Annotated in this window: 18 protein-coding genes and 1 tRNA gene; 14 read left to right on the top strand and 5 right to left on the bottom strand. The window is 70.3% G+C overall.

The genetic code is table 11. The features are described from left to right. Positions 1 to 66: 66 nt before the first annotated feature. The gene (locus QQX09_RS09455) at positions 67 to 696 is read left to right on the top strand and encodes a protein-L-isoaspartate O-methyltransferase family protein (protein WP_301133860.1); all 630 of its coding nucleotides are present in this window, start codon (positions 67 to 69) and stop codon (positions 694 to 696) included. Positions 697 to 841: 145 nt separating this feature from the next. Here QQX09_RS09455 and QQX09_RS09460 read toward each other — a convergent pair whose 3' ends face one another. Together QQX09_RS09460 and QQX09_RS09465 are read right to left on the bottom strand one after the other, a co-directional pair. After that, a complete protein-coding gene (locus QQX09_RS09460; RefSeq protein WP_301133862.1) occupies positions 842 to 2,251 on the bottom strand; it encodes an MFS transporter in 1,410 nt (469 codons plus the stop codon). Positions 2,252 to 2,411: 160 nt separating this feature from the next. After that, the gene (locus QQX09_RS09465; protein WP_301133864.1) at positions 2,412 to 3,560 is read right to left on the bottom strand and encodes a Gfo/Idh/MocA family protein; all 1,149 of its coding nucleotides are present in this window, start codon (positions 3,558 to 3,560) and stop codon (positions 2,412 to 2,414) included. A gap of 438 nt (positions 3,561 to 3,998) precedes the next feature. On the opposite strand from QQX09_RS09465, the gene QQX09_RS09470 reads away from it, so the two are divergent. From QQX09_RS09470 to QQX09_RS09480, 3 genes are read left to right on the top strand one after another with little or no spacing between them, the layout of a single operon-like run. Further along, positions 3,999 to 5,024, top strand: coding sequence for a sugar phosphate isomerase/epimerase family protein (locus QQX09_RS09470; RefSeq protein ID WP_301133865.1), 1,026 nt, complete (start codon positions 3,999 to 4,001; stop codon positions 5,022 to 5,024). A 24-nt stretch (positions 5,025 to 5,048) separates the two neighbouring features. Next, entirely contained in the window at positions 5,049 to 5,450 is a 402-nt protein-coding gene (locus tag QQX09_RS09475) for a C-glycoside deglycosidase beta subunit domain-containing protein (RefSeq protein ID WP_301133867.1), read from the top strand. Continuing rightward, the gene (locus QQX09_RS09480; RefSeq protein WP_301133869.1) at positions 5,447 to 6,442 is read left to right on the top strand and encodes a sugar phosphate isomerase/epimerase family protein; all 996 of its coding nucleotides are present in this window, start codon (positions 5,447 to 5,449) and stop codon (positions 6,440 to 6,442) included. Before QQX09_RS09475 ends, QQX09_RS09480 begins: the two co-directional genes overlap by 4 nt. 81 nt (positions 6,443 to 6,523) lie before the next feature. Here the strand turns inward: QQX09_RS09480 and QQX09_RS09485 are convergent, their stop codons facing one another. After that, entirely contained in the window at positions 6,524 to 7,657 is a 1,134-nt protein-coding gene (locus QQX09_RS09485) for an ROK family transcriptional regulator (RefSeq protein WP_301133871.1), read from the bottom strand. 248 nt (positions 7,658 to 7,905) lie between these two features. Here QQX09_RS09485 and QQX09_RS09490 point away from each other — a divergent pair, with 248 nt between their 5' ends. The 4 genes from QQX09_RS09490 to QQX09_RS09505 all read left to right on the top strand — a co-directional run bounded on the left by QQX09_RS09490 (position 7,906) and on the right by QQX09_RS09505 (position 12,046). Further along, positions 7,906 to 9,048, top strand: coding sequence for an ROK family transcriptional regulator (locus tag QQX09_RS09490; protein WP_301133872.1), 1,143 nt, complete (start codon positions 7,906 to 7,908; stop codon positions 9,046 to 9,048). 41 nt (positions 9,049 to 9,089) lie between these two features. Further along, the gene (locus QQX09_RS09495; protein ID WP_301133875.1) at positions 9,090 to 10,055 is read left to right on the top strand and encodes an ROK family glucokinase; all 966 of its coding nucleotides are present in this window, start codon (positions 9,090 to 9,092) and stop codon (positions 10,053 to 10,055) included. 279 nt (positions 10,056 to 10,334) lie between these two features. Beyond that, on the top strand, positions 10,335 to 10,487 hold the full coding sequence (locus QQX09_RS09500) for a hypothetical protein (RefSeq protein ID WP_301133878.1): 153 nt from the start codon (positions 10,335 to 10,337) through the stop codon (positions 10,485 to 10,487). Between the two features lie 239 nt (positions 10,488 to 10,726). Beyond that, positions 10,727 to 12,046: a C-glycoside deglycosidase beta subunit domain-containing protein gene (locus QQX09_RS09505; RefSeq protein ID WP_301133880.1), complete on the top strand. Its 1,320-nt coding sequence runs from the start codon at positions 10,727 to 10,729 to the stop codon at positions 12,044 to 12,046. A gap of 280 nt (positions 12,047 to 12,326) precedes the next feature. Here QQX09_RS09505 and QQX09_RS09510 read toward each other — a convergent pair whose 3' ends face one another. Together QQX09_RS09510 and QQX09_RS09515 are read right to left on the bottom strand one after the other, a co-directional pair. Continuing rightward, a complete protein-coding gene (locus QQX09_RS09510) occupies positions 12,327 to 14,024 on the bottom strand; it encodes a GMC oxidoreductase (protein ID WP_301133882.1) in 1,698 nt (565 codons plus the stop codon). Between the two features lie 589 nt (positions 14,025 to 14,613). Continuing rightward, a tRNA-Leu gene (locus tag QQX09_RS09515) sits at positions 14,614 to 14,700 on the bottom strand. 48 nt (positions 14,701 to 14,748) lie between these two features. Here QQX09_RS09515 and QQX09_RS09520 point away from each other — a divergent pair. The 6 genes from QQX09_RS09520 to QQX09_RS09545 are packed head-to-tail and all read left to right on the top strand — an operon-like array spanning position 14,749 to position 20,937. Further along, the gene (locus tag QQX09_RS09520; RefSeq protein ID WP_301133886.1) at positions 14,749 to 15,456 is read left to right on the top strand and encodes an FHA domain-containing protein; all 708 of its coding nucleotides are present in this window, start codon (positions 14,749 to 14,751) and stop codon (positions 15,454 to 15,456) included. 1 nt (position 15,457) lies between these two features. Continuing rightward, on the top strand, positions 15,458 to 15,979 hold the full coding sequence (locus tag QQX09_RS09525) for an FHA domain-containing protein FhaB/FipA (RefSeq protein ID WP_301133888.1): 522 nt from the start codon (positions 15,458 to 15,460) through the stop codon (positions 15,977 to 15,979). Then, entirely contained in the window at positions 15,979 to 17,178 is a 1,200-nt protein-coding gene (locus tag QQX09_RS09530; RefSeq protein ID WP_301133891.1) for a PP2C family protein-serine/threonine phosphatase, read from the top strand. Before QQX09_RS09525 ends, QQX09_RS09530 begins: the two co-directional genes overlap by 1 nt. Further along, positions 17,178 to 18,521, top strand: coding sequence for an FtsW/RodA/SpoVE family cell cycle protein (locus QQX09_RS09535; RefSeq protein WP_301133893.1), 1,344 nt, complete (start codon positions 17,178 to 17,180; stop codon positions 18,519 to 18,521). Before QQX09_RS09530 ends, QQX09_RS09535 begins: the two co-directional genes overlap by 1 nt. After that, the gene (locus tag QQX09_RS09540; protein ID WP_301133895.1) at positions 18,518 to 19,981 is read left to right on the top strand and encodes a peptidoglycan D,D-transpeptidase FtsI family protein; all 1,464 of its coding nucleotides are present in this window, start codon (positions 18,518 to 18,520) and stop codon (positions 19,979 to 19,981) included. Before QQX09_RS09535 ends, QQX09_RS09540 begins: the two co-directional genes overlap by 4 nt. Further along, positions 19,981 to 20,937 carry a serine/threonine-protein kinase gene (locus tag QQX09_RS09545; RefSeq protein WP_301133897.1) on the top strand — a complete coding sequence of 319 codons (957 nt, stop codon included), beginning with the start codon at positions 19,981 to 19,983 and terminating at the stop codon, positions 20,935 to 20,937. Before QQX09_RS09540 ends, QQX09_RS09545 begins: the two co-directional genes overlap by 1 nt. Positions 20,938 to 20,949 lie beyond the last annotated feature (12 nt).

Below are 20,949 nucleotides of genomic sequence, written 5' to 3' on the forward strand. Positions count from 1 at the left end.
ACGGTGCGCCGGGCCCGATCCGCGCATCGTCCTGCCGCGCCGCGCCCGTCGTGATGGACTGGACGGGTGTACGGCGCGAGCCCCGACGGGGCGCCGCCGGAGGACGCCGACGCGCGCGCCCGGGTCGACGCCGCCTTCGCGGCGCAGCCACGCACCCGCTTCCTGCCGCCGGGCTCCCGCTACGCGGCCGACGTCGACGCGCCGCTGCAGATCGGGTACGGGCAGACCAACAGCCAGCCGCGCACCGTGAGGGACATGCTGCTCCTGCTCGACGTGGAGCCGGGCATGCGGGTGCTCGACGTGGGCGCCGGCTCGGGCTGGACGACCGCCCTGCTGGGCGAGCTGACCGGGCCCTCGGGGTCGGTGCTCGGGACGGAGATCGTGCCGGCGCTCGTCGACTTCGGGGCGGGGAACCTGGGCGGCGCCGGCGTGCCGTGGGCGCGGCTCGTGGCGGCGCAGCCCGACACGCTCGGCGCGCCCGCCGAGGGCCCGTTCGACCGCATCCTCGTGTCCGCGATGGCGCACGGGCTCCCGACGTCGCTGGTGGAGCAGCTGGTGCCCGGCGGGATCATGGTCGTGCCGGTCGACGGCACGATGCTGCGGGTGGCGCGCGGGCGGGCACCGTTCGACGCGCCGGCCGATGCGGTGGTCACCGGGCACGGCGAGTACCGGTTCGTGCCGCTGCTGGGCGGGTGACTGCCCGGCCGCCCGCGCAACTCCGAACGCCCCGCACTCCACGCTCGCGAACCCGCGAAGCGGAACGAGGAGGCGGTGCAAGCCGAAGGGGTGAGGCCGCGGCATCCGCCGCGACCCCACCCCGTCAGGCGCCTGGGTACGAGGGTCAGTCCTCGCGCCCCGCCGCCGTCTTCGCATCGAGGCGTGCCCGGACCTCCGCATACCGCTTCTCGGTCAGCGGGTAGAGCGCGAGCGGGATGAACGCGAGCAGGGTGATGATCACCGGGAAGATGTTCGTCACCAGGTTGATGCCGTTGAGCGTCTCGATGGACTGCTCCTGGTTCGCGATGAAGCCGAAGGCGCCGATCGCCATGACGCCGACCGCACCACCGACCGCGGACGCGGCCTTGGTGGCGAGGCTGACGGTGGCGAACGCGGAGCCGTCGGTACGCACACCGGTCTTCTCAGCCGCGTAGTCGATGCACTCGGGGATCATGCCGAAGAAGATCGGCGAGCCGAAGTTGGCGACACCGTAGAAGAACGAGAGCACCAGCACGAGGGTCGGATTGTCCCAGCCGACGAGGTACAGCGCCACCAGGAAGGCCGACTGACCCACGAGCGAGATGGCAAGGCCCTTCTTCTTCCCGAGGCGGTTGACCATCGGGGTGAAGGCCGCGATACCGATGATCGCGCCGATGGACGGGAGCGCCATCGCCGGCGCGATCAGGTCGTAGCGGCCCACGTTGTAGATGAGGTAGAAGACCGCGACACCGAGGCGCCCGAAGAAGCCGGTCAGCACCAGGAACATCATCGCGAAGACGAGCATCAGCGGCTTGTTCGTCGCGACGGCGGCGAAGGTCTGCTTGAGCGAGACGCCACGCGTGGGGTTCTTCACGACCTCCTTGCAGCGCCACGCCACGAGCAGGAACAGCGCGAGCGCGACCACGGCGAAGATCGCGACGGCGCCGGTGTATCCCTCGATGGTCGGGGTGCCATCCGTGCTCTTCGAGAGCGCGAGGATCAGCGGCATGGTGCCCAGCGAGAGACCCACGACACCGATGTTCATGCCGACCATGCGGAAGGAGCCGAGCTCCATGCGCTCCTTGGGGTCGGTGGTCATCACGGTCACGAGCGAGCCGTAGGGCACGTTGACCATCGAGTAGACGATGCCGAGCAGGCCGTAGGTGACGATCGCGTAGATGAACTTGACGGTGGTGCTGCCCGGCACCGTCATGAAGGTGAGGACCATCAGGATCGAGAGCACGGGCGAGAAACGCAGGATCCACGTGCGGAACCGTCCGAAGCGGCTCTGTGTACGCTCGGCCGCCGCTCCGACGAAGGGGTCGATGAAGGCATCGACGATGCGGGCGAGGAGGATCAGCAGACCGACCGAAGCCGCGCTCAGGCCGACCATGTCGGTGTAGAAGACCGCGAGGTAGCTGGACGTCGTGGTCCAGACCAGCTGCGAGGCCAGGTCGCCGGTGCCGAAGGCGACCTTGTCGAGGAGTGAGAGCTTCTTGGGAGCGGACGTAGCCAGCGTCGCTGCCGCCTTGTCTGAGTTCTCGAGGGTTGTCATTGCTCTTCCTTTGTATTGCGTCCTTGCAACACGAGGCTCCGAGGGTATCCGGGTTCCGGAGTGTCGTGCGACATTGCACTGTCGGGATGGGGCACTGCAATCCGGGCGCGGGGCCCGTGGCCTGGGGAGGCCGGTGAGTGCTCCGGCCTCCCCAGGACGTCTAGACGGTCGCCGGCTCCGTGGAGTCGATGCCCGCGAGCTGGTTGAACACCACCGGCTGGCCGGTGCGCGCCGAGGTGTAGATGGCGTCGAGGATGTCCGTCACCACCGCTGCCTGGTCCGCCGTCACGTACGGGTCGGTGTCGTTGATGATGCAGTTCAACCACGCCTCCGCCTCGAGGCCACCCATGTAGGTGAAGCCGTCGGGCGCGCCACCCGGAGCACCGAAGTAGGCGGCGCCGGGCTCGGGGGACGTCTTGACGAGCTCGCCTCCCTGGACGTTGTTCAGCGTCACCTTGAGGTCGTTCTTGCCAGGAAGCATGTCCGTGTCGGCTCCACCGTCGGTGCCCATCAGCGTGACGCAGCCCTCGCGGGAGTCCTGGACATTGAGCGCCCAGGCGGCCTCGACAAACAGCGAGGCGCCGTTCGTGAACTTCACGAAGCCGAAGGCGGAGTCCTCCACTGTGTAGGTCTCGGGGTCCCAGGGTCCGGCCATGTTGCCCTCGGGCTTGTCGCCGAGCTTGTAGTTGACGACGCCGGTGACGGACTCGATCTCGTAGTTGTTCATGAACCACAGTGCCTGGTCGATTGCGTGGCCACCGAGGTCGATCAGCGGGCCGCCGCCCTGCTTGGTCTCGTCCGTGAAGACGCCCCAGATCGGGACGCCGCGGCGACGGACGGCGTGTGCCTTGGCCGCGTAGATCTCGCCCAGGCGACCCTCGTCGATCGCCTTGCGCAGGAACTGCGCCTCGTTGCGGAAGCGGTACTGGAAGCCCACCGACAGCTTCTTGCCGACGCGCTTCGCGGTCTCAGCCATCTCGTGCGCGTCCGCGCCGGTCACAGCCATCGGCTTCTCGACGAGGACGTGCTTGCCGGCCTCGAGCGCCGCAATGGTGATCTCCTTGTGGCTGACATTCCACGTGCACACGTGGACGACGTCGATGCTGGGGTCGGCCAGCAGCTCCTTGTAGTCAGTGGTCGCGTAGGCACCCTCGGCGCCGTGCGCGGCGAGCGCCTTCTCGGCGCGGTCGATCTCGTAGTCGCAGAAGGCGACGACCTCCGCCTTGTCCTGGTGCTGCGCGAGGCCGACCAGGTGCTTCTGGGTGCCGATGAATCCGAGGCCGATGATGCCGACCCTGAGCTTGGCCATGTCGCTTCTCCTTCGAAACGGTGAACTGTCCCGGCCGCTATGCCGGATTGCGACCTAACTTAAGGCGAGAATCGACATATTGCAAGCCGGAATCCGACGACGGGTCGATTTCGGCCGCCAACCTGGGCCCTTGACCGCCTCGATACCGCTCTGCGACCCCCGTCCCGGCCCGCTCGTCAGGGCGGCGGCAGCGCACGTTTGAGCGGGAATCCCGGTGCAGGCCCGCCTTGCGACTGTTGCCGACGTAAGTCAGTGTGCTACCGTCGGAAGTACCGAGGCCGGCACAGGAGCCGGGCTCATCCCGAGTCACCACCAGTGGCGACGAGGCGAAGGTGACGGCCCAGCGCAGCACGACGGAGCGCGGCGAGCCGGTCGACACCCTGGCCCCGCGCGAACAGCCGCCGCGGTTTCGCTCCTCATTGGGTGAAGGAGGCACACATGACCACCGCATCGCAGAGCTCTCGACTTCCCGTGACGCTGTTCACGGGGCAGTGGGCCGACATGCCCTTCGAGGAGGTGGCGCGCCGGGCGGCCGAGTGGGGCTACGACGGTCTCGAGATCGCCGCGTCGGGCGACCACCTCGACCTCAAGCGCGCCGACGAGGACGACTCCTACGTGAAGTCCCGCCTCGACATCCTCGACCGACACGGCCTGAAGGTCTTCGCGATCTCGAACCACCTCACCGGTCAGGCCGTGTGCGACGACCCCATCGACTTCCGCCACCAGGCCATCGTGCGGGACTACACGTGGGGCGACGGCGACCAGGAGGGCGTGCGCCAGCGCGCCGCGGAGGACATGAAGCGCTCCGCACGGGTGGCCCGCAAGCTCGGCGCCGACGTCGTCACAGGCTTCACCGGCTCCAAGATCTGGAAGTACGTCGCGATGTTCCCGCCCGTGGGCCAGGACGTCATCGACGACGGCTACGAGGACTTCGCCCGCCGCTGGAACCCCATCCTGGACGTGTTCAACTCCGAGGGCGTGAAGTACGCCCAGGAGATCCACCCCGGCGAGATCACCTACGACTACTGGACCACCGTGCGCGCGCTCGACGCGATCGGCAACCGTCCCGAGTTCGGAATCAACTGGGACCCCAGCCACATGTTCTGGCAGGGCATCGACACCGTCGCGTTCATCATCGACTTCGCCGAGCGGATCTACCACGTCGACTGCAAGGACACCCGCACGCGCCCCGCCACCGGCCGTGCGGGCATCCTCGGCTCCCATCTGCCGTGGGGCGACCCCCGCCGCGGCTGGGACTTCGTGTCCACGGGTCACGGCGACGTGCCTTGGGAGGACGCGTTCCGCACCCTGTCCTCCATCGGCTACACCGGCCCCATCTCCATCGAGTGGGAGGACGCCGGCATGGACCGTCTCCACGGCGCCGCCCAAGCCGTCGACTACATCCGCAGCCTCCTGTGGAAGCTCCCCGACGGCGCCTTCGACGCCGCCTTCTCGAACCAGTGACCCACCCGCCAGCAAGGAGTTGACATGCCATCCATCACCCAGTTCTGCATGCGCGAGCCCTTCGAGGCGCGCGTCGCGGACGACACCCTCGCGTTCCAGGTCTTCGAGCCCTGGTACCGCAGCCTCCCGGTGTCGTGCCTCGCAGGTCTCGACGTGACGCTCGACGGCGAGCCCGTCGCCGCGGACGCCGTGACGGTCGAGATCGACGGAGTCGAGCGCACCCTCGCGGAGTGCGACGCCGCGGTCGATGACGTGTGGTTCATCCAGGACCCCGCCACGGTGCGCGTCAAGGGCGCGACGCCGGCGGACCAGGTCCGCATCGGGGTGCACATGAACTCGCGCATCCCCTACATCATGGTGGGCCCGGAGGTGGCCCTCCCCAAGCACACGGTCCAGGAAGAGCTCTTCACGGTGGTGAACGCATGATCAAGCAGGGACTGACCCTCTACTCGGCGACGAACGAGTGGGTTACCGGAAAGTACAACCTCGAGTCGATCGTGGCGAAGGTCGCGGAGGCCGGCATCGGCCCCGGCGTCGAGGTGGTCGGCTACCAGAGCCTCCGTGGCTTCCCCGAGCTCACGCCAGGCTTCGCGGACTGGTGGCAGAACCTTCTCGCGCGCTACGAGCTGGTGCCCACCTGCCTCGCGTCGAACATCGACGTCGCGCTGCGGTCGGACCGCCTGCTTACCGACGACGAGATGACCGAGTCGCTCACCCGCCAGATGAAGGTGGCGAAGGAGCTGGGCTTCGGCATCGTCCGCACTCAGATCGGCGCCTCCCCCGTGGTGCTCGAGCGGGTCGCCCCGCTCGCCGAGGACTGGGGGCTGAAGCTCGGCATGGAGCTGCACGCTCCGGAGGGTCCGCGCACCGCGGCGATCCTGCCCGTGCGGGACCTCTACGAGCGCGTCGACTCCCCCGCGCTCGGGTTCATCCCCGACTTCAGCGCGACGATGCGCGAGATCCCGACCGGCCTGCTCGACACGCTGCGCGCGGCGGGTCTCGAGGAGCGCTTCATCGTCTCGCTCGACGAGGCGTGGAAGGGGGAGGGCGCCCCGTTCGAGCGGTACGGCCGCTGGGCAGGCGCCACCGAGGCGGCCGGCGCGCCCAAGAAGGCGATCCAGGCGGCGATGCTCGTCTTCACCATGTTCGGTCGTGAGCCGATCGAGAGCTGGTACGACATCGCGGACCGCATCGTCCACGTGCACGGCAAGTGCTACGGCTTCGATGAGGCGGGCGACGAGCCCAGCATCGACTATCCCGCGCTCATCGGGATCCTCGAGGACATCGGCTACGACGGCTACATCTCCACAGAGTGGGAGGGCCACTCCTATCTCGGGCCGGACGAGGCCGACTCGTTCGCCGAGGTCGCGAAGCAACAGGCCCTCGTGCGCCGCATCGTCGGAGCGCGGGTCGGCTGACCCCACCTCGGCACGCCCGCAACGCGACGGAGCCCGGCGCCCTCGACCAGGGTACCGGGCTCTGTGGCGTGAGGGCCGACGTCAGGCGAGGATCTCGTCGAGCACGATTCGCGCGGCGCCGACGACTCCGCCCCGGTCCGGGTGCTGCACCGTGCTCACGGCGAGCTGTCGCGTCGCCAGCGGCTGAGAGCGCTGGTAGATGGCCTCACGGATGCCGGCGAGGAGGGTCTCGCCCGATTCCGCCATCTCGCCGCCGATGACGATCTGGCCGGGGTTGAGGATCGAGACGCAGGTGGCGAGGACCTCCCCGATCATACGGCCGGCCTCGCGCGAGACGCGTGTCGCGAGCGGGTGCCCCGCGCGGACCAGCCGCACCACGTCGTCCGCGGAGGCCGCCTCGACACCCTCGGCCCGCAGGCTCTCGGCGATCCCGCGGCCCGAGGCGTAGGCCTCGAGGCAGCCGGTCTGACCGCATCGGCACAGTCGCGGCTGCGCGCCGACCACCTGGATGTGCCCGATGTCGCCCGCCGCGCCCTGCGCACCGCGCGTCAGGCCGCCGCCGCTGATGATGCCCGCGCCGATGCCGGTCGCGACCTTGACGACCACCAGGTCGGACTCGTCCGGGAAGCGCGTGGTCCACTCGCCGAGGGCGAGCAGGTTGACGTCGTTGTCGACCACGACGGGGACGTCGAACACCTTGCGGATCCTCCCGCGCACGTCGACTCCGTCCCAGCCAGGCATGATCGGCGGGCTCACCGGCATGCCGGTCGAGTGCTCGACCGGACCCGGGAGGCCCACGCCGGCGCCCCACACCGCGGCGGCGACCCCAAGCTCCCGCAACTGGGACTCCCATGCCTCGAGCACCGCCGACAGGACGGCGTCGGGACCCGCCGCGATATCGATGTCCTCCCGGCGATGGGCGAGCACCGTGCCCCCGAGGTCGACCACCGCGAGGTACGCGTGGCGAGCTCCGAGGTCGGCTGCGAGCACCACGCCGCCGGCGGCGTTGAACTCGTAGGTGACGGACGGTCGCCCGCCGGTCGAGACCACCCCGTCGCTCTCGCGCACGAGGCCGCGACCGGTGAGCGAGTCGAGGCGCATCGCGATCGTGGATCGCGCCTGCCCGGTGAGCTGCGCGAGCTCGCTCTTGGTCCTCGGCTCGCCCTCGCGCAGGATCGCGAGCACATCGGACGGTGCGGAAGCGGGTCGGGCCACCGTTGGCCCCCTCTCGGTTCGTCGACGTTTGTCAGCCCATCTTAGGGCGATGCGCGCCACGGTTATGGCGACGCCGGTTCGCAGATAGGCGACGATCTGTCGCGCTCGAGACCAGGTAGGACACGCGGGCTGCCCGCTTCGTCCCCGCGCGCACTCGTGGAGAGATCACCCTCGATATGGTGGTAATCGACATTAGTGATGCTAGACTCTCGCAAAAGGGCGCAGACCCTGCGGACGAAGGAGCGGCAATGCTGGCGCTATCAACGGATGCGAGCACGGTGCTCGCGATTCTCCGCGACGGGATTCCCCGCACCAAGAGCCAGCTCGCGGAGGCGGCCGAGTGCTCCCGGTCGACAGTGTCGGCGCACCTCGCGCACCTCGTCGAGATCGACCTCGTCTCGCAGCTCGACGAGACCCTCACCACCAAAGGCCGGCCGTCCACGCTGTACGCCCTTCACGCGACGAGCCGCGTCATCCTGGCCGCCGACATCGGCATGCGGCACGCGACGGTGGCCGTCACGGACCTCGCCGGTCGCGTCATGTCGCACCGCCTCCTCGCGGTCGAGGTCGAACAGGGCCCTGACATCGTTCTCGAGGCCGTCCTCCGAGAGGGGCACGCGCAGCTCGACGGTCACCACCTCGACGCTTCTCGGATCGCCGGCGTCGGCGTCGGCCTGCCCGGCGCCGTCGACCATGCCTCGGACCGCCCGATCCTGCCGCTGGCGATTCCGGGCTGGGACGGCTACGACCTCGTCGGGCGCATCCGGGCGGAGATCGACGCCCCGGTGCTCGTGGAGAACGACGTCAACGTGATGGCCATCGGCGAAGGCATCCTCACCTGGCCGCACGAACGAGAAGTCCTCATGGTCAAGGTGGCGACGGGCATCGGCGCCGGCGTGATCACGCACCAGCGGGTCGTGCGCGGCTCCGAGGGAGTGGCTGGCGATATCGGCCACATCCGCGTCGAGGCGGCCGGCGACCGCATGTGCACGTGCGGCCAGACGGGATGCCTCGGCACGGTCGCCAGTGGGCTCGGCATCGCCGAGACGCTGCGTCAGCAGGGCCTCGACACCGACGACGGTCGTCAGATCGTCGCGCTCGTCCGCTCCGGCTCGACAGCCGCAACCTCGGCGGTGAGACAGGCCGGTCGCGCGATCGGCGAGGCGCTCGCCGCGTGCATCGCAGTGCTGAATCCTTCGGTGATCGTCATCGGCGGAAGCCTCGCCGCTGTCGGCGAGCCGCTTCTCGCGGGTATCCGCGAGGTGGTCTACCAGCGCGCCCAGCCGCTCGCATCGCGGCACCTCCGCATCGTCCCCGCCCATGACATCGAGCTGGCCGGCATCGCCGGCCTGTCGCGCCTGGTCCAAGGCGTCGTCTTCCGGCTCGTCTGACACCGCGCCGCCACGGCGCATCGCCCTCAAGGAGGAGAACCATGCATTCGCTCGGAGTCGACATCGGCGGCACCAAGGTCGCGCTCGGCGTCATCGACGCGGACGGCGCGATCATCGAGCGCCGGGAGTACCCCACACCCGGCAGCCCGACCGGCATCGACGAGGTCATCGTCGCGGCGTATCGCGAGCTTGCCGAGCGCCACGCCATCGTCTCGATGGGCCTCGCAGTGCCCGGACTGGTCTCCTCGGATCGCGAGACCGTGATGTTCGCCCCCAACGTCAACTACCGGAACTACCCGATCGCCGCGCGAATCCGCACCCTCATCGACGACGAGGTCCCCGTGCTCGTCGAGAACGACGCGAACGCCGCAGGCTGGGCCGAGTACGCGCTGGGCGCCGGAGACGGCCGCGACATGCTCATGCTCACCATCGGTACCGGCGTGGGCGGCGCGGTCGTGCTGGGGGGCCAGGTGCTCCGCGGGGCGCACGGCGCGGGAGCCGAGGTGGGCCACTTGCAGATCGTCGACGGCGGGCTCACCTGCGGATGCGGTCAGCAGGGCTGCTTCGAGGCCTACGCCTCGGGGACCGCGCTCGAGCGGATGGCACGCGAGGCCGTGGGTCGGGGCTCGGCCGCCTCGGCACGCCTCCAGGCGATCGCCGCAGTGGACGGCGCGGTGCGCGGCAAGCACGTCGCCCTCGCCGCCGCCGAGGGTGACACGCTGTCGCTCGACCTGCTCGACCGGCTCGGCGAGTGGATCGGCCGGGGCGCCGCCAGCCTTGCGGCCGTCCTCGACCCGGCCGTCATCGTCATCGGCGGTGGAGTGTCGACGGTCGGCGACCCCCTCTTCACCGGCATCCGCCGCGGCTTCTCGCGCCACCTCACCGGCGGCGAGAACCGTCCCGTCGCGCCGATCATCCCCGCCGCGTTCGGCAACGAGGCCGGGATCCTCGGTGCCGCGGACCTCGCCCGCGCGGCCGCGAACGCCGCGCCCGCGCTCGCTCGATAGGACGTCGCCGGGCTTCCCGTCGGCCATGCGCGGCCGACGGGAAGCCCGGCGTCGCGGCGGTCGGCCACCCACCTCCGCACTTATGACGATGGTTGACATAAGGGCACGGCTCGACATACAATGACTTCAGCGTCCCAGCTTGGCAACGAGGCATTCGCCCGCCAAGACGGGACGCTTTCTGGTCCCAACGTGGGGCAGCCGGGACCCCCGACTCCACGTCACGGCTCCCGGATTCATCCGGCTCGCGCACCACCGCGCGGCACAACATCCAGGAGAGCCATGTTCCTCAAGTTCATGACACCGTTCGCGGGCGCCTCGTTCGGCGCGACCTACCTTCACACCGAGCAGCACGCCGCCGCCGATTCCGAGTCCGCCAAGCGGGCTTTCGAGGCGGAGTTCGAGCCCGAGTTCGAGCTCGCCGTCGCGCGCTGACCACACGGATCCCGCAGAAGGCCCGCGGCGCCGCAACCCGCCGGTCTGGTCGTGCACAAAGGCGTGCCGCCCTTCGGCCCCGGCGCGTGAGCCCGCCACCCTCAATTACCACAGCAACCGACGCAACTTAGTGACACGGGCTTTTGTTTTATAGCGATAATCGGCATAAGATGGCACCAACGCCGTCGCGCACCGAGGCGCAAGGCACGACCACCCCGGCACCGAGGCCGGGGAGAGTAGTGAAGGACACCATGCTCGACCGGAGCATCATCCAGAACCGCGGTTTTGCGAACACCTTCGACGGCGACCGGATCACCGGTTTCCAGGTGGCTCTGCGCAACCCGAACTACCGCGGGCTCACCTCGAGCCTCGTCGACGGCGTGTCGGTCACCGTCGCGGGCCGCACCTGGACCCACGAGGAGACGTCGATCGTGCTCCAGGGCCGCGCGTTCACGCTCGCCGAACTGCGCGCCTCGACCGGCGCGCGCTGGAACGCCGATGAGGTCGCGTGCGTCAAGGTGCCGCTCGAAGGCGGCCTTCCGCGCGGCGTCCACGACGTCGCGGTCGACATCCGCCTGCGCGCGCCCTACTTCCCCATCGAGTTCCAGCCGAACGTCTTCCATGCAGAGCGCGCGTGCACGCTCGTGTCCCCCGTGGCGCAGCCCCGCTTCAAGTACGGCGTCTCGACGTACAGCTACACCGGCGACATGCACACCATCATGACGCTCGAGGACGCGATGGCGGAGATCGCCGACATGGGCGCCACCGGCCTGGAGATCCTCGGCGAGGCGAACGTGCCCGGCTACCCCGAGCCGTCGAAGGCCTGGCTCGACACGTGGTTCGCCAACCTCGACAAGTACGGCCTCGAGCCCACCAATATGGGCTCGTGGATCGACAGCCGCATGTGGCTCGACCGCGACCTCACGGTCGAGGAGGGCGCCGCCGCCCTGGAGCGCGACATCCGTCTGGCGTCGCTGCTCGGCTTCAGCTTCGTGCGCCCGAAGATCGGCGTCACGTCGCTCGAGCTGGACCCGCACCCCATCTGGGACGAGGCGGTCGAGCGCAACCTTCAGCTCGCGGCCGACAAGGGTGTGGTGATCTGCCCCGAGATCCACAGCCCCACCCCGATCAAGCACCGTGTGGTGGACGACTACATCGCCTTCATCGAGCGCACCGGCACCAAGAACTTCGGCCTGCTGATCGACACCGGCATCTTCATGACCAAGCATGCGTTCTTCGGCCTGGACGGCATGGCCGAGCCCACGAGCGTGGAGGAGGTGCCCGTCCCGCTGCGCGCGCTCAACGTGCCCGCGAGCGACCTGCGCGAGGTCATGCCGTACGTGGTCTTCATCCAGTCGAAGTTCTACAACGTCGACGAGGACCTGGTCGACTCGCACATCCCGTGGGAGCCCGTGCTCGACGTCCTCTCCGAGACCGGCTACACCGGCTACCTCTCGAGCGAGTACGAGGGCCCGCGCGACCCGGGCCGCGGCACCGAGCAGGTGCGCCGCCAGCACGCGATGTTCCACCGCCTGGACGCGGAGGCCGGCAGGGCCTGACCCGGCTCCGCCCGCATCGTCCCGCCGCAAGAGCCGCTCCTCCGTCCCGGGGGAACGGCTCTTGCCGTGTGCGGCGACGGGTGAGCCGCGCGCCGCGCCGGCACTCTCCCGCGCCGCCACCATCCCCGGTGTCGGACTGATCGCCGATCGCACCGTCGTGCGAGCCGCCAGCAGCCCGCACGTCGGATCGATCCCGGAGGCCTCCGCCAGGCGCGCCGGCCCATGCGAAGGCCCCTCGCCCTATGGGGCGAGGGGCCTCACGGAGCGAGCGGAGCGGCTCTCAGTAGGTGACGTGCTCGGTGGGTCGCGCCAGGCCGCCGCTCGCGTGCTGGTCGGCGATGAACGCCCCGGCCCGCGCGGAGAGCGCCATGATCGTCAACGCCGGCCCCACCGTGCTGCTGCTGACGAACGAGGCGCCGTCCGTCACGAACACGTTGGGAGCGTCCCACAACTGGTTGACGCCGTTGACCACCGAGGTCGCGGGATCCGCGCCCATGCGCGCGCCGCCGCACTCGTGGATCGCGGCGCCCGGCACCACCGACAGCTTGATCCCCTGCTTGAAGATGAGGCGACGCACCGGGTTGAAGCGGGGCCACACCTTCTTGGACTCGAGACCGGCAGCCGAACCGATGAAGTTGGCGCGGTAGCCCGCCTCGTCGCCCATCTCCTTGAGGACGGTCATCGAGCGCTTGAGGAGCAGTCGGTCGTTGTCCGACATGGTGAGGTCGATGTGCGGCACCCGCATTCCCCAGCGGTCCTTGACGCGGCTAAGGGTGACCGCGTTCTCGCGGCGCGCGAGCATCTCTCCCGCGCCGCCGAGTCCGAGCACCGCCGGGTCGCCGTCCGGAGTGGGCATGCGCCCGCCTAGTCCCTGGAAGGAGATGCCCCGGAGGAACGATGCGTCGGCATGGTCGCCGATGTTCTCGTAGCGCGGGATGAGGATGCCACCTGGGACGCCGTAGAACGGGTCCGCCGGCATGTTCTCCGGCATCGCAGACATGCCCGCGTGACGAGGCGACTCGAAGAAGCCGATGCTGATCGTCTGGTCCATGAAGTAGCGGCCGAGCGTCCCGGACGAGTTGCCCAGGCCGTACGGGTGACGTGCCGAGCCGGAGTTGAGCAGCAGGCGGATCGACTCGATGGTCGACGCCGCGACCACGACCGTGTCGGCGCGCACCGAGTAGGCCTGCTTGGTGGTGCGGTCGACGAACTCGACCCCGGTCGCGAGGCCGGTCGCGTCGTCGGTCACGATGCGCGTGACCTCGGCCTCGGTGCGGATCGTGAGCCGTCCGGTCGCCTTGGCGGCGGCGATGCCGGGCGGTATGCCGTGCTCGAAGTTCGCCTGGCACCGCCACGAGATGACGCGTCGCTCGGGCCAGCGCGCCTCGACGCGCTCCTTGAAGTCGGTCTCGACGTCGGTGAGGTGGCCGGGCCCGACGTACCTCCCGTCCGGGGGATGGGTGAGCCCGTCCTTGTCGCCGTAGACGCCGATCGCGTCCTCGACCTTCTCGTACCAGGGGGCCAGGTCCGCGTACGCCAGCGGCCAGTCATCTCCGTACCCGTCCGCGCTCGCCGCCTTGAAGTCGACGTCCGACATGCGCTGCAGGACTCGTCCATAGCTGTGCATGCGCCCGCCGAGCAGCTTGCCACGCACCCACAGGTAGGGGTGCGTCGGCGGGTGCGTGTATGGATCCTGGAGGTCGTTGACCAGGAATCGGTTGGTGAGCGGGTTGTAGTACGGCCGCCGTGCCTGCGTGACCTGGCCGCGCGCCATCGCCCCGGCGCGTGGGAACAGGTCGAGGCCCACGCCGCCCTTCTTGCGACGCTTGGGGAAGGTGAAGTCCTCCTCGCGTAGCTCGCGGCCTGCGTCGATGAGCAGCACCTCGAGACCGCGCGCGGTCAGCTCCTGAACCGCCGAGCTCCCGCCCGGACCGGATCCCACGATGATCGCGTCGTACGCCCGTTCGGTGATGGACATGAGCCGCCCTGCCTCTCCCTTGAAACCGGCATCCGCACTTACGAGTGCGCTACTGCTACTTATAGAGGTTATCACCATAAGTGTCGCCCGCGCGCCTCCGGCCGAGGCGGGGACGATGGTCCTAGGAATCATCGCCGGGCGCCGCGTTCTGTGGTCACGGCCCCGAAGGCCGCACCGAGACGCGGACGCGAGACCGCCGGCGCCGTGACCCACATGGCCGTCGGCACTCCGCAGCGTCGCGCGACGATGTCGGCGTACCCGCCAGGCCTTCGCCGGCGCACCGGCCCAGCCTCGTCCTGCACGAAGACGGAGGCCTCCCCCGCTCCCGACCTCGACACCGCGGCGAGGGACCGGCTCGCGGCGCCCACCCGGCTCGCACGTCGTCCCTCCCCGCGAGCGACCGCGGGACCACCCGGCGGCCGATGCACGAACGTGGGCTCCGAGAACCGCAGGAGGAGGACGCCACCTTGTCGCCCGGGATCCTCGAGGCTGAGGCGCTGGCGCCTGTGCCGGCCGACGTGGCGGCACAGCCGACACCGCATCCGGACAAGAAGGAAGGCCCCCGGGGGATCCCCGGGGGCCTTCCTGATGGTGCGCGAGGGGGGAGTTGAACCCCCACGCCCTTTCGGGCACACGGACCTGAACCGTGCGCGTCTGCCTATTCCGCCACTCGCGCGCGCCGAGTTACTTTAGCACGTTTCTGGAGGCCTATACGATGGCCCGCATGGGTGTGCTGGACCGCTTCGAGCGCGGCGTCGAGAACGTGATGCAGAACGCGTTCGCGCGCACCTTCAAGTCGGGCGTCAAGCCCGTCGAGCTCGCGGCCGCGCTCAAGCGCGAGTGCGACGCCCGCGCCGCCGTCGTTGACCGCGGCCGCACCGTGGTGCCCAACGAGTACGGCATCGCCCTCTCGCCCGCGGACATGGAGACGGTCGACCAGTGGGGCGCCGATGCGATGGTCCACGAGCTCATCGAGTCCCTGCGTGCGCACGCCGAGCGCCAGCGCTACTCGTTCGTGGGCGCGGTCGACGTCGCCTTCGACGTCGACGACACGCTCGCGACCGGCCGCTACGCCGTCGTCTCGCGCACGACGCGCGGCCCCGTCGCCCCGGTGACGGGCACCAACCCCAGCTCGCGCTACCCGCTGCTCGACATCGACGGTACGCGCTACTACCTCACGGGCGACTCGACGACCGTCGGGCGCGGCTCTGAGTCGGACATCGTGGTCGACGACACGGGCGTGAGCCGCAAGCACGTCCGCCTCGAGGTCACCGACCACGGCACGATCCTCACGGACCTGGGCTCGACCAACGGGACGTTCGTCGAGGACCAGCGCGTCTCCGAGGCCACGCTGCTCGACGGCAACGCCGTCACCATCGGGCGCACCACCATCATGTACTGGGACGCAGTCGACGGGGACGAGGACTTCTGACGTGAGCCAGCTCTCCATCACCCTGCTCCGCATGGGCTTCCTGGTCCTGCTGTGGACCCTCGTGCTGTCGGCCATCGCGGTGCTGCGCGCGGACCTCTACGGCACACGCATCACCGCGCGCGGCCGAGGACGCGAGTCGCGCCGGGAGCACGATGCGCGGGCGGAGAAGACGGCCTCGCCCAGCCGGGCGGCGACGGGCATCCGCACCGGCTCGATCTCGACCAAGGACCCCTCGGCCGGCCACCTCGCGGTGACGGCCGGCCCGCTCAAGGGCACCACGATCCCGCTCGGCACCGCGCCGGTGCTGGTCGGCCGCGCGAGCACGTGCACCCTCGTCATCGACGACGACTACTGCTCGGCCCGCCACTGCCGCATCTACCTCGAAGGAGACCGCTGGATGGTCGAGGACCTCGGCTCCACGAACGGCACCTACCTCGGCAACCAGAAGGTCACGGACCCCGTGCCGTTCCGCGACGGCGACGTCATCCGCATCGGCGCCACCGCCCTGGAGCTGCGCGGCTGATGTATCTGGGCATCCACTTCGCCGCGCGCTCCGACGTGGGCCTCGTGCGCGCGAACAACCAGGACTCCGGCTTCGCCGGCCCGCACCTGCTCGCCGTCGCGGACGGCATGGGCGGCGCCGCGGGCGGCGACATCGCCTCCTCCATCGCGATCGCGCGCCTCGCGGCCCTCGAGGGCGAAGCCCACGGCCCCGACGACGCCCTCGACGAGCTCAAGGAGGCGATCTCCGACGCGCACGCGCAGATCGTCGAGCGGGCGCGCAACGACCCGGAGCTCTCGGGCCTCGGCACCACGGTGACGGCGCTGCTGCGCTCGGGCTCCACGCTGTCGATGGCGCACATCGGCGACTCGCGCGCCTACCTGCTGCGCGACGGCGACCTCGAGCAGATCACCACCGACCACAGCTTCGTCCAGCACCTCGTCGACACCGGCCGCCTCTCGGTCGCGGACGCGGAGCACCACCCCAAGCGCTCGATGCTGCTGCGTGTCCTCGGCGACATCGACGCGGACGTGCCCGTCGACATCTCCGTGCGCGAGACGCGCGACGGCGACCGTTGGCTGCTGTGCTCCGACGGCCTGTCGGGCGTGGTGAGCAAGGACACCCTCCGCAAGACGATGCTCGAGGTCGAGGACCCGGGCGACTGCGCCGACGCCCTCGTGGGCCTCGCGCTCGCCGCCGGCGCCCCCGACAACGTCACGTGCGTCATCGGCGACATCGTCGACATCGACGCGTCGCCCGACGGCATCGGACCCGCCACCACCTCGCAGATCGTCGGCTCCGCGGCCCGCGACCGTCGCAAGCCCTCCGCGGGCGGCGACTCCCCGGCGGGCAAGGCCGCCCGCCTCGCGACGCGCGACGAGCCCGACGACGACGAGGAGCCTTCCCGAGACCGCTGGCAGCGCATCCGGCCCTGGCTCCTGCCCCTCATCACGCTGCTCGTCCTCGTCTGCGCGGCGTGGGGCGGCTACTGGTGGTCGCAGCAGCAGTACTACGTGGGCGAGGACGCGGGCTTCGTCGCGGTGTACCGCGGCATCCCGGAGTCCCTCGGATCCGTGAGCCTGTCGCACGTCGTCGAGAAGACGGAGATCCTGGTCGACGAGCTCGCCCCCTACCAGCGCGAGCGCATCACGGACGCGATCCGTGTGCGCGACCTCGAGCAGGCGGCCGGGGTCGTGGCCTCGCTGGAGGCGGGCGACTAGTGGCCACCGTCTCCGACGTCATGGTGCGCACGGGTCGCCGCGGGGAGCTGGGCCTGCTCGGGCTCGCGGTCGCCGTCGCGGTGCTCGCGCGCGGCCTCGTCGACTACCACGCGGACTTCCTCGAGCTCGACGAGCTCGCGATCTACGCGGCCGGCTGGGCGGCGGTCGCCGGCGTCATCCATCTCGCGATCCGCCGGTGGGCGTCCTACGCCGACCCGGTCCTCGTGCCGGCGGTGCTGGCGCTCAACGGCATCGGCCTCGCGATGATCCGCCGCATCGACTTCGCGTACGCGTCGCGCGGGCGCGAGACGGACTTCGGCCAGGTGCAGGTGGTGTGGACCCTCCTCGGGATCGCCCTCGCGCTCGGCGTCATCCTGCTCATCCGCGACTACCGTCTGCTGCGCCGCTTCACCTACACCGCGGGCCTCGTCGGCCTCATCGGCCTGCTGCTGCCGCTCATGCCCGTCATCGGCACGCAGATCAACGGCGCCCGCATCTGGATCAATGTCTTCGGCAAGTCCCTCCAGCCGGGCGAGTTCGCGAAGATCGCCTTCGTCGTCTTCTTCGCCGGCTACCTCGTGTCCAACCGCGACACGCTCGCCCTCGCCGGGCCCAAGATCCTCGGGATGCGCTTCCCGCGCCCGCGCGACATGGGGCCCCTCGCGCTCGTGTGGGTCGCCGCGATGCTCGTGCAGATCTACGAGCGCGACCTCGGCACCTCGCTGCTGCTGTTCGGCATCTTCGTCGCGATGCTCTACGTCGCCACCGAGCGTCTCAGCTGGGTGGTGGTGGGCCTCGGCATGTTCGGCGTGGGCGCGGTGCTCGCCGGCACGCTGTTCAGCCACGTCGGCTCCCGGTACACCGCGTGGCTCCACGCGCTCGACTCGGACGTCTACAGCTCCGGCGCGAGCGAGCAGCTGGTGCGCGGCCTGTTCGGGATGGCCTCGGGCGGGCTCTTCGGGACCGGGCTGGGCGAGGGCCGCCCCGACCTCGTGCCCTACGCCGAGTCCGACTTCATCGTCGCCTCGCTCGGCGAGGAGCTGGGCCTCACCGGCCTCATGGCGATCCTCACGCTGTACGTCATCATCGTCCAGCGCGCGATGCGCACCGCGATCGGCGTGCGCCACGGCTTCGGCAAGCTGCTCGCGGCGGGACTCGGCTTCGCGATCGCGCTCCAGGTCTTCATCGTGGTCGGCGGCGTCACCCGGGTCATCCCGCTCACGGGCCTCACCACCCCGTTCCTCGCGTACGGCGGATCGTCGATGCTCGCCAACTGGATCATCGTGGGCCTGCTCCTGCGCATCTCCGACCAGGCCCGCCGCCCCGAGGCGGTGACGCCGTGAACGAGCCCATCCGCCGGCTGTCCATCGTGGTCCTCGCGATGATCCTCACCCTCATGGTGGCGGCGTCGTACATCCAGGTGATCGCCGCGGGCGACCTCAACGCCGATGCCCGCAACGTCCGCACCCTGTACCGCGAGTACGGCACGTTCCGCGGCCCGATCGTCGTCGACGGCGAGTCCGTGGTGTGGTCCGAGCCCGTCGACGATCCGTTCAACTACCAGCGCACCTACGCCGACGGCCCGCTGTACGCGGCCGCGACCGGCTACTACAGCATCGTCTTCGGGCGCACCGCGATCGAGCAGACGGAGAACGACCTGCTCTCCGGCACCGCCGACTCCCTTTTCTGGACCCGGCTGAGCAACCTCGTGTCCGGCGAGACGCAGCGGGGCGCCAGCGTCGAGCTGACGCTCGACGCGGCGGTCCAGGAGGCCGCTGCCGCCGCGCTCGGCGACAGCAGCGGCGCGGTCGTCGCGCTCGACCCGGCCACGGGCGAGGTGCTCGCGATGGTGACGAGCCCGACGTACGACCCGGCGACCCTGGCGGGCCACAGCTCAGCCGAGGTCAACGAGAGCTACCAGGCGCTGCTCGCGCAGGAGGACGGCCCGCTCGTCAACCGCGCGATCGCCGGCGACACGTACCCGCCGGGCTCGACCTTCAAGCTCGTCGTCGCGGCCGCGGCGCTCGAGGCGGGCTACGACGCGGACTCCGAGCTGTACGCGCCCGACCAGCTCGAGCTGCCGGACACGTCCCGCACGCTCGGCAACTACGGCGGCGAGTCGTGCTCCGCCAACGAGCGCCAGACGCTCGCGGAGTCGCTCGAGATGAGCTGCAACACGTCCTTCGCCAACCTCGGCATGCAGCTCGGCTGGGGCGTGGTCGAGCGCAAGGCCGAGGAGTTCGGCTGGGGCGAGCAGCTGTCGATCCCGCTCGCGGTGACGCCGTCGCGCCTGCCGGTCAACCCGGACGAGGCGCAGACCGCGATGGCGTCGATCGGCCAGTACGACGACCGCGCCACCCCGCTGCAGATGGCCATGGTGGCCGCGGGCATCGCGAACGACGGCGTGCTCATGCGGCCCTACCTCGTCGACAACGTGCGCGACGCGGACCTGCGGGTGGTCGAGGAGACCGAGCCCGCGGAGATGTCCCAGCCGATGACGCGGGCCGATGCGAACGAGCTCACCGACATGATGGTCGGCGTGGTCGAGTCGGGCACGGGCACGGCGGCGCAGATCTCCGGCGTCGAGGTCGCGGGCAAGACCGGCACCGCCGAGACCGGCACCGACGAGCGCCCCCACACGTGGTTCGTGGGCTTCGCGCCCGCCGACAACCCCGTCGTCGCGGTCGCCGTGCTCGTCGAGAACGGCGGCTCGACCGAGGGCGAGGTCACCGGCGGCCGCGTGGCCGCCCCCATCGCGCGCTCCGTCATGGAGGCCGCGCTGGCATCCCGGGGAGGGAGCTGATGTCGATCCACGCAGGCACCACGCTCGGCGGGCGCTACGTGCTGCGCTCGCTGCTCGCGGTCGGCGGCATGGGAGAGGTGTGGCGCGGCACCGACACCGACCTCGACCGCGAGGTCGCGATCAAGGTGCTCAAGGAGGGCGCCGCGGAGAACGAGACGTTCCTGCGCCGCTTCCGCAACGAGGCCAAGAACGCGGCGGGCCTGCTCCACGGCAACATCGCGCAGGTCTACGACTACGGCGACCACGACGGCACGCCCTACATCGTGATGGAGCTCGTCGAGGGCGAGCCGCTGTCCACCATCCTCGAGCGTGAGCGCACGCTCGACGAGGCGCGGCTCGTCACGATCATGCGCCACACGTGCCGCGGGCTCGAGGCGGCCCACGCGGCCGGCATCATGCATCGCGACATCAAGCCCGGCAACCTCCTCGTGCAGGAGGCGGACCACGTCAAGATCACCGACTTCGGCGTGAGCCGCGGCACCGACCAGACCACCCTCACCGCGACCGGCATGGTGATGGGCACGGCGCAGTACCTCGCGCCCGAGCTCGCGCTCGGCAAGCCCGCGACGCCCGCCTCCGACCTCTACGCGCTGGGGATCATCGCGTTCGAGGCGATGGCCGGCAAGCGCCCCTTCACCGCGGCGAGCGCGGTCGACATCGCGATCGCGCAGGTCAACGACCCCGTCCCGCCGCTCCCGAAGGGCGTCTCGCCGGAGCTCGCGGACCTCGTCATGCGGCTGCTCGAGAAGAACCCGCGCCGCCGCCCGGCCGCCGCGCTCGACCTCGACCGCGAGCTCGCGGGCCTCACGCTCCTCGAGCCCGGCACGGGCCAGCGCGTGCCCGTCGAGGCCTCGGCGCCGTCGTCGCCACCGCGTCGCGCCATGCCCCCGAGCATCGCCCCGCGCGAGTACCGACCACGCCCGGACGTCGAGCGCCGCAGGCCCGGACCGCGCTAGATGCGACAATGG

Origin of the sequence: Demequina litoralis (assembly GCF_030418455.1) — a bacterium.
GTDB lineage: Bacteria > Actinomycetota > Actinomycetes > Actinomycetales > Demequinaceae > Demequina > Demequina litoralis.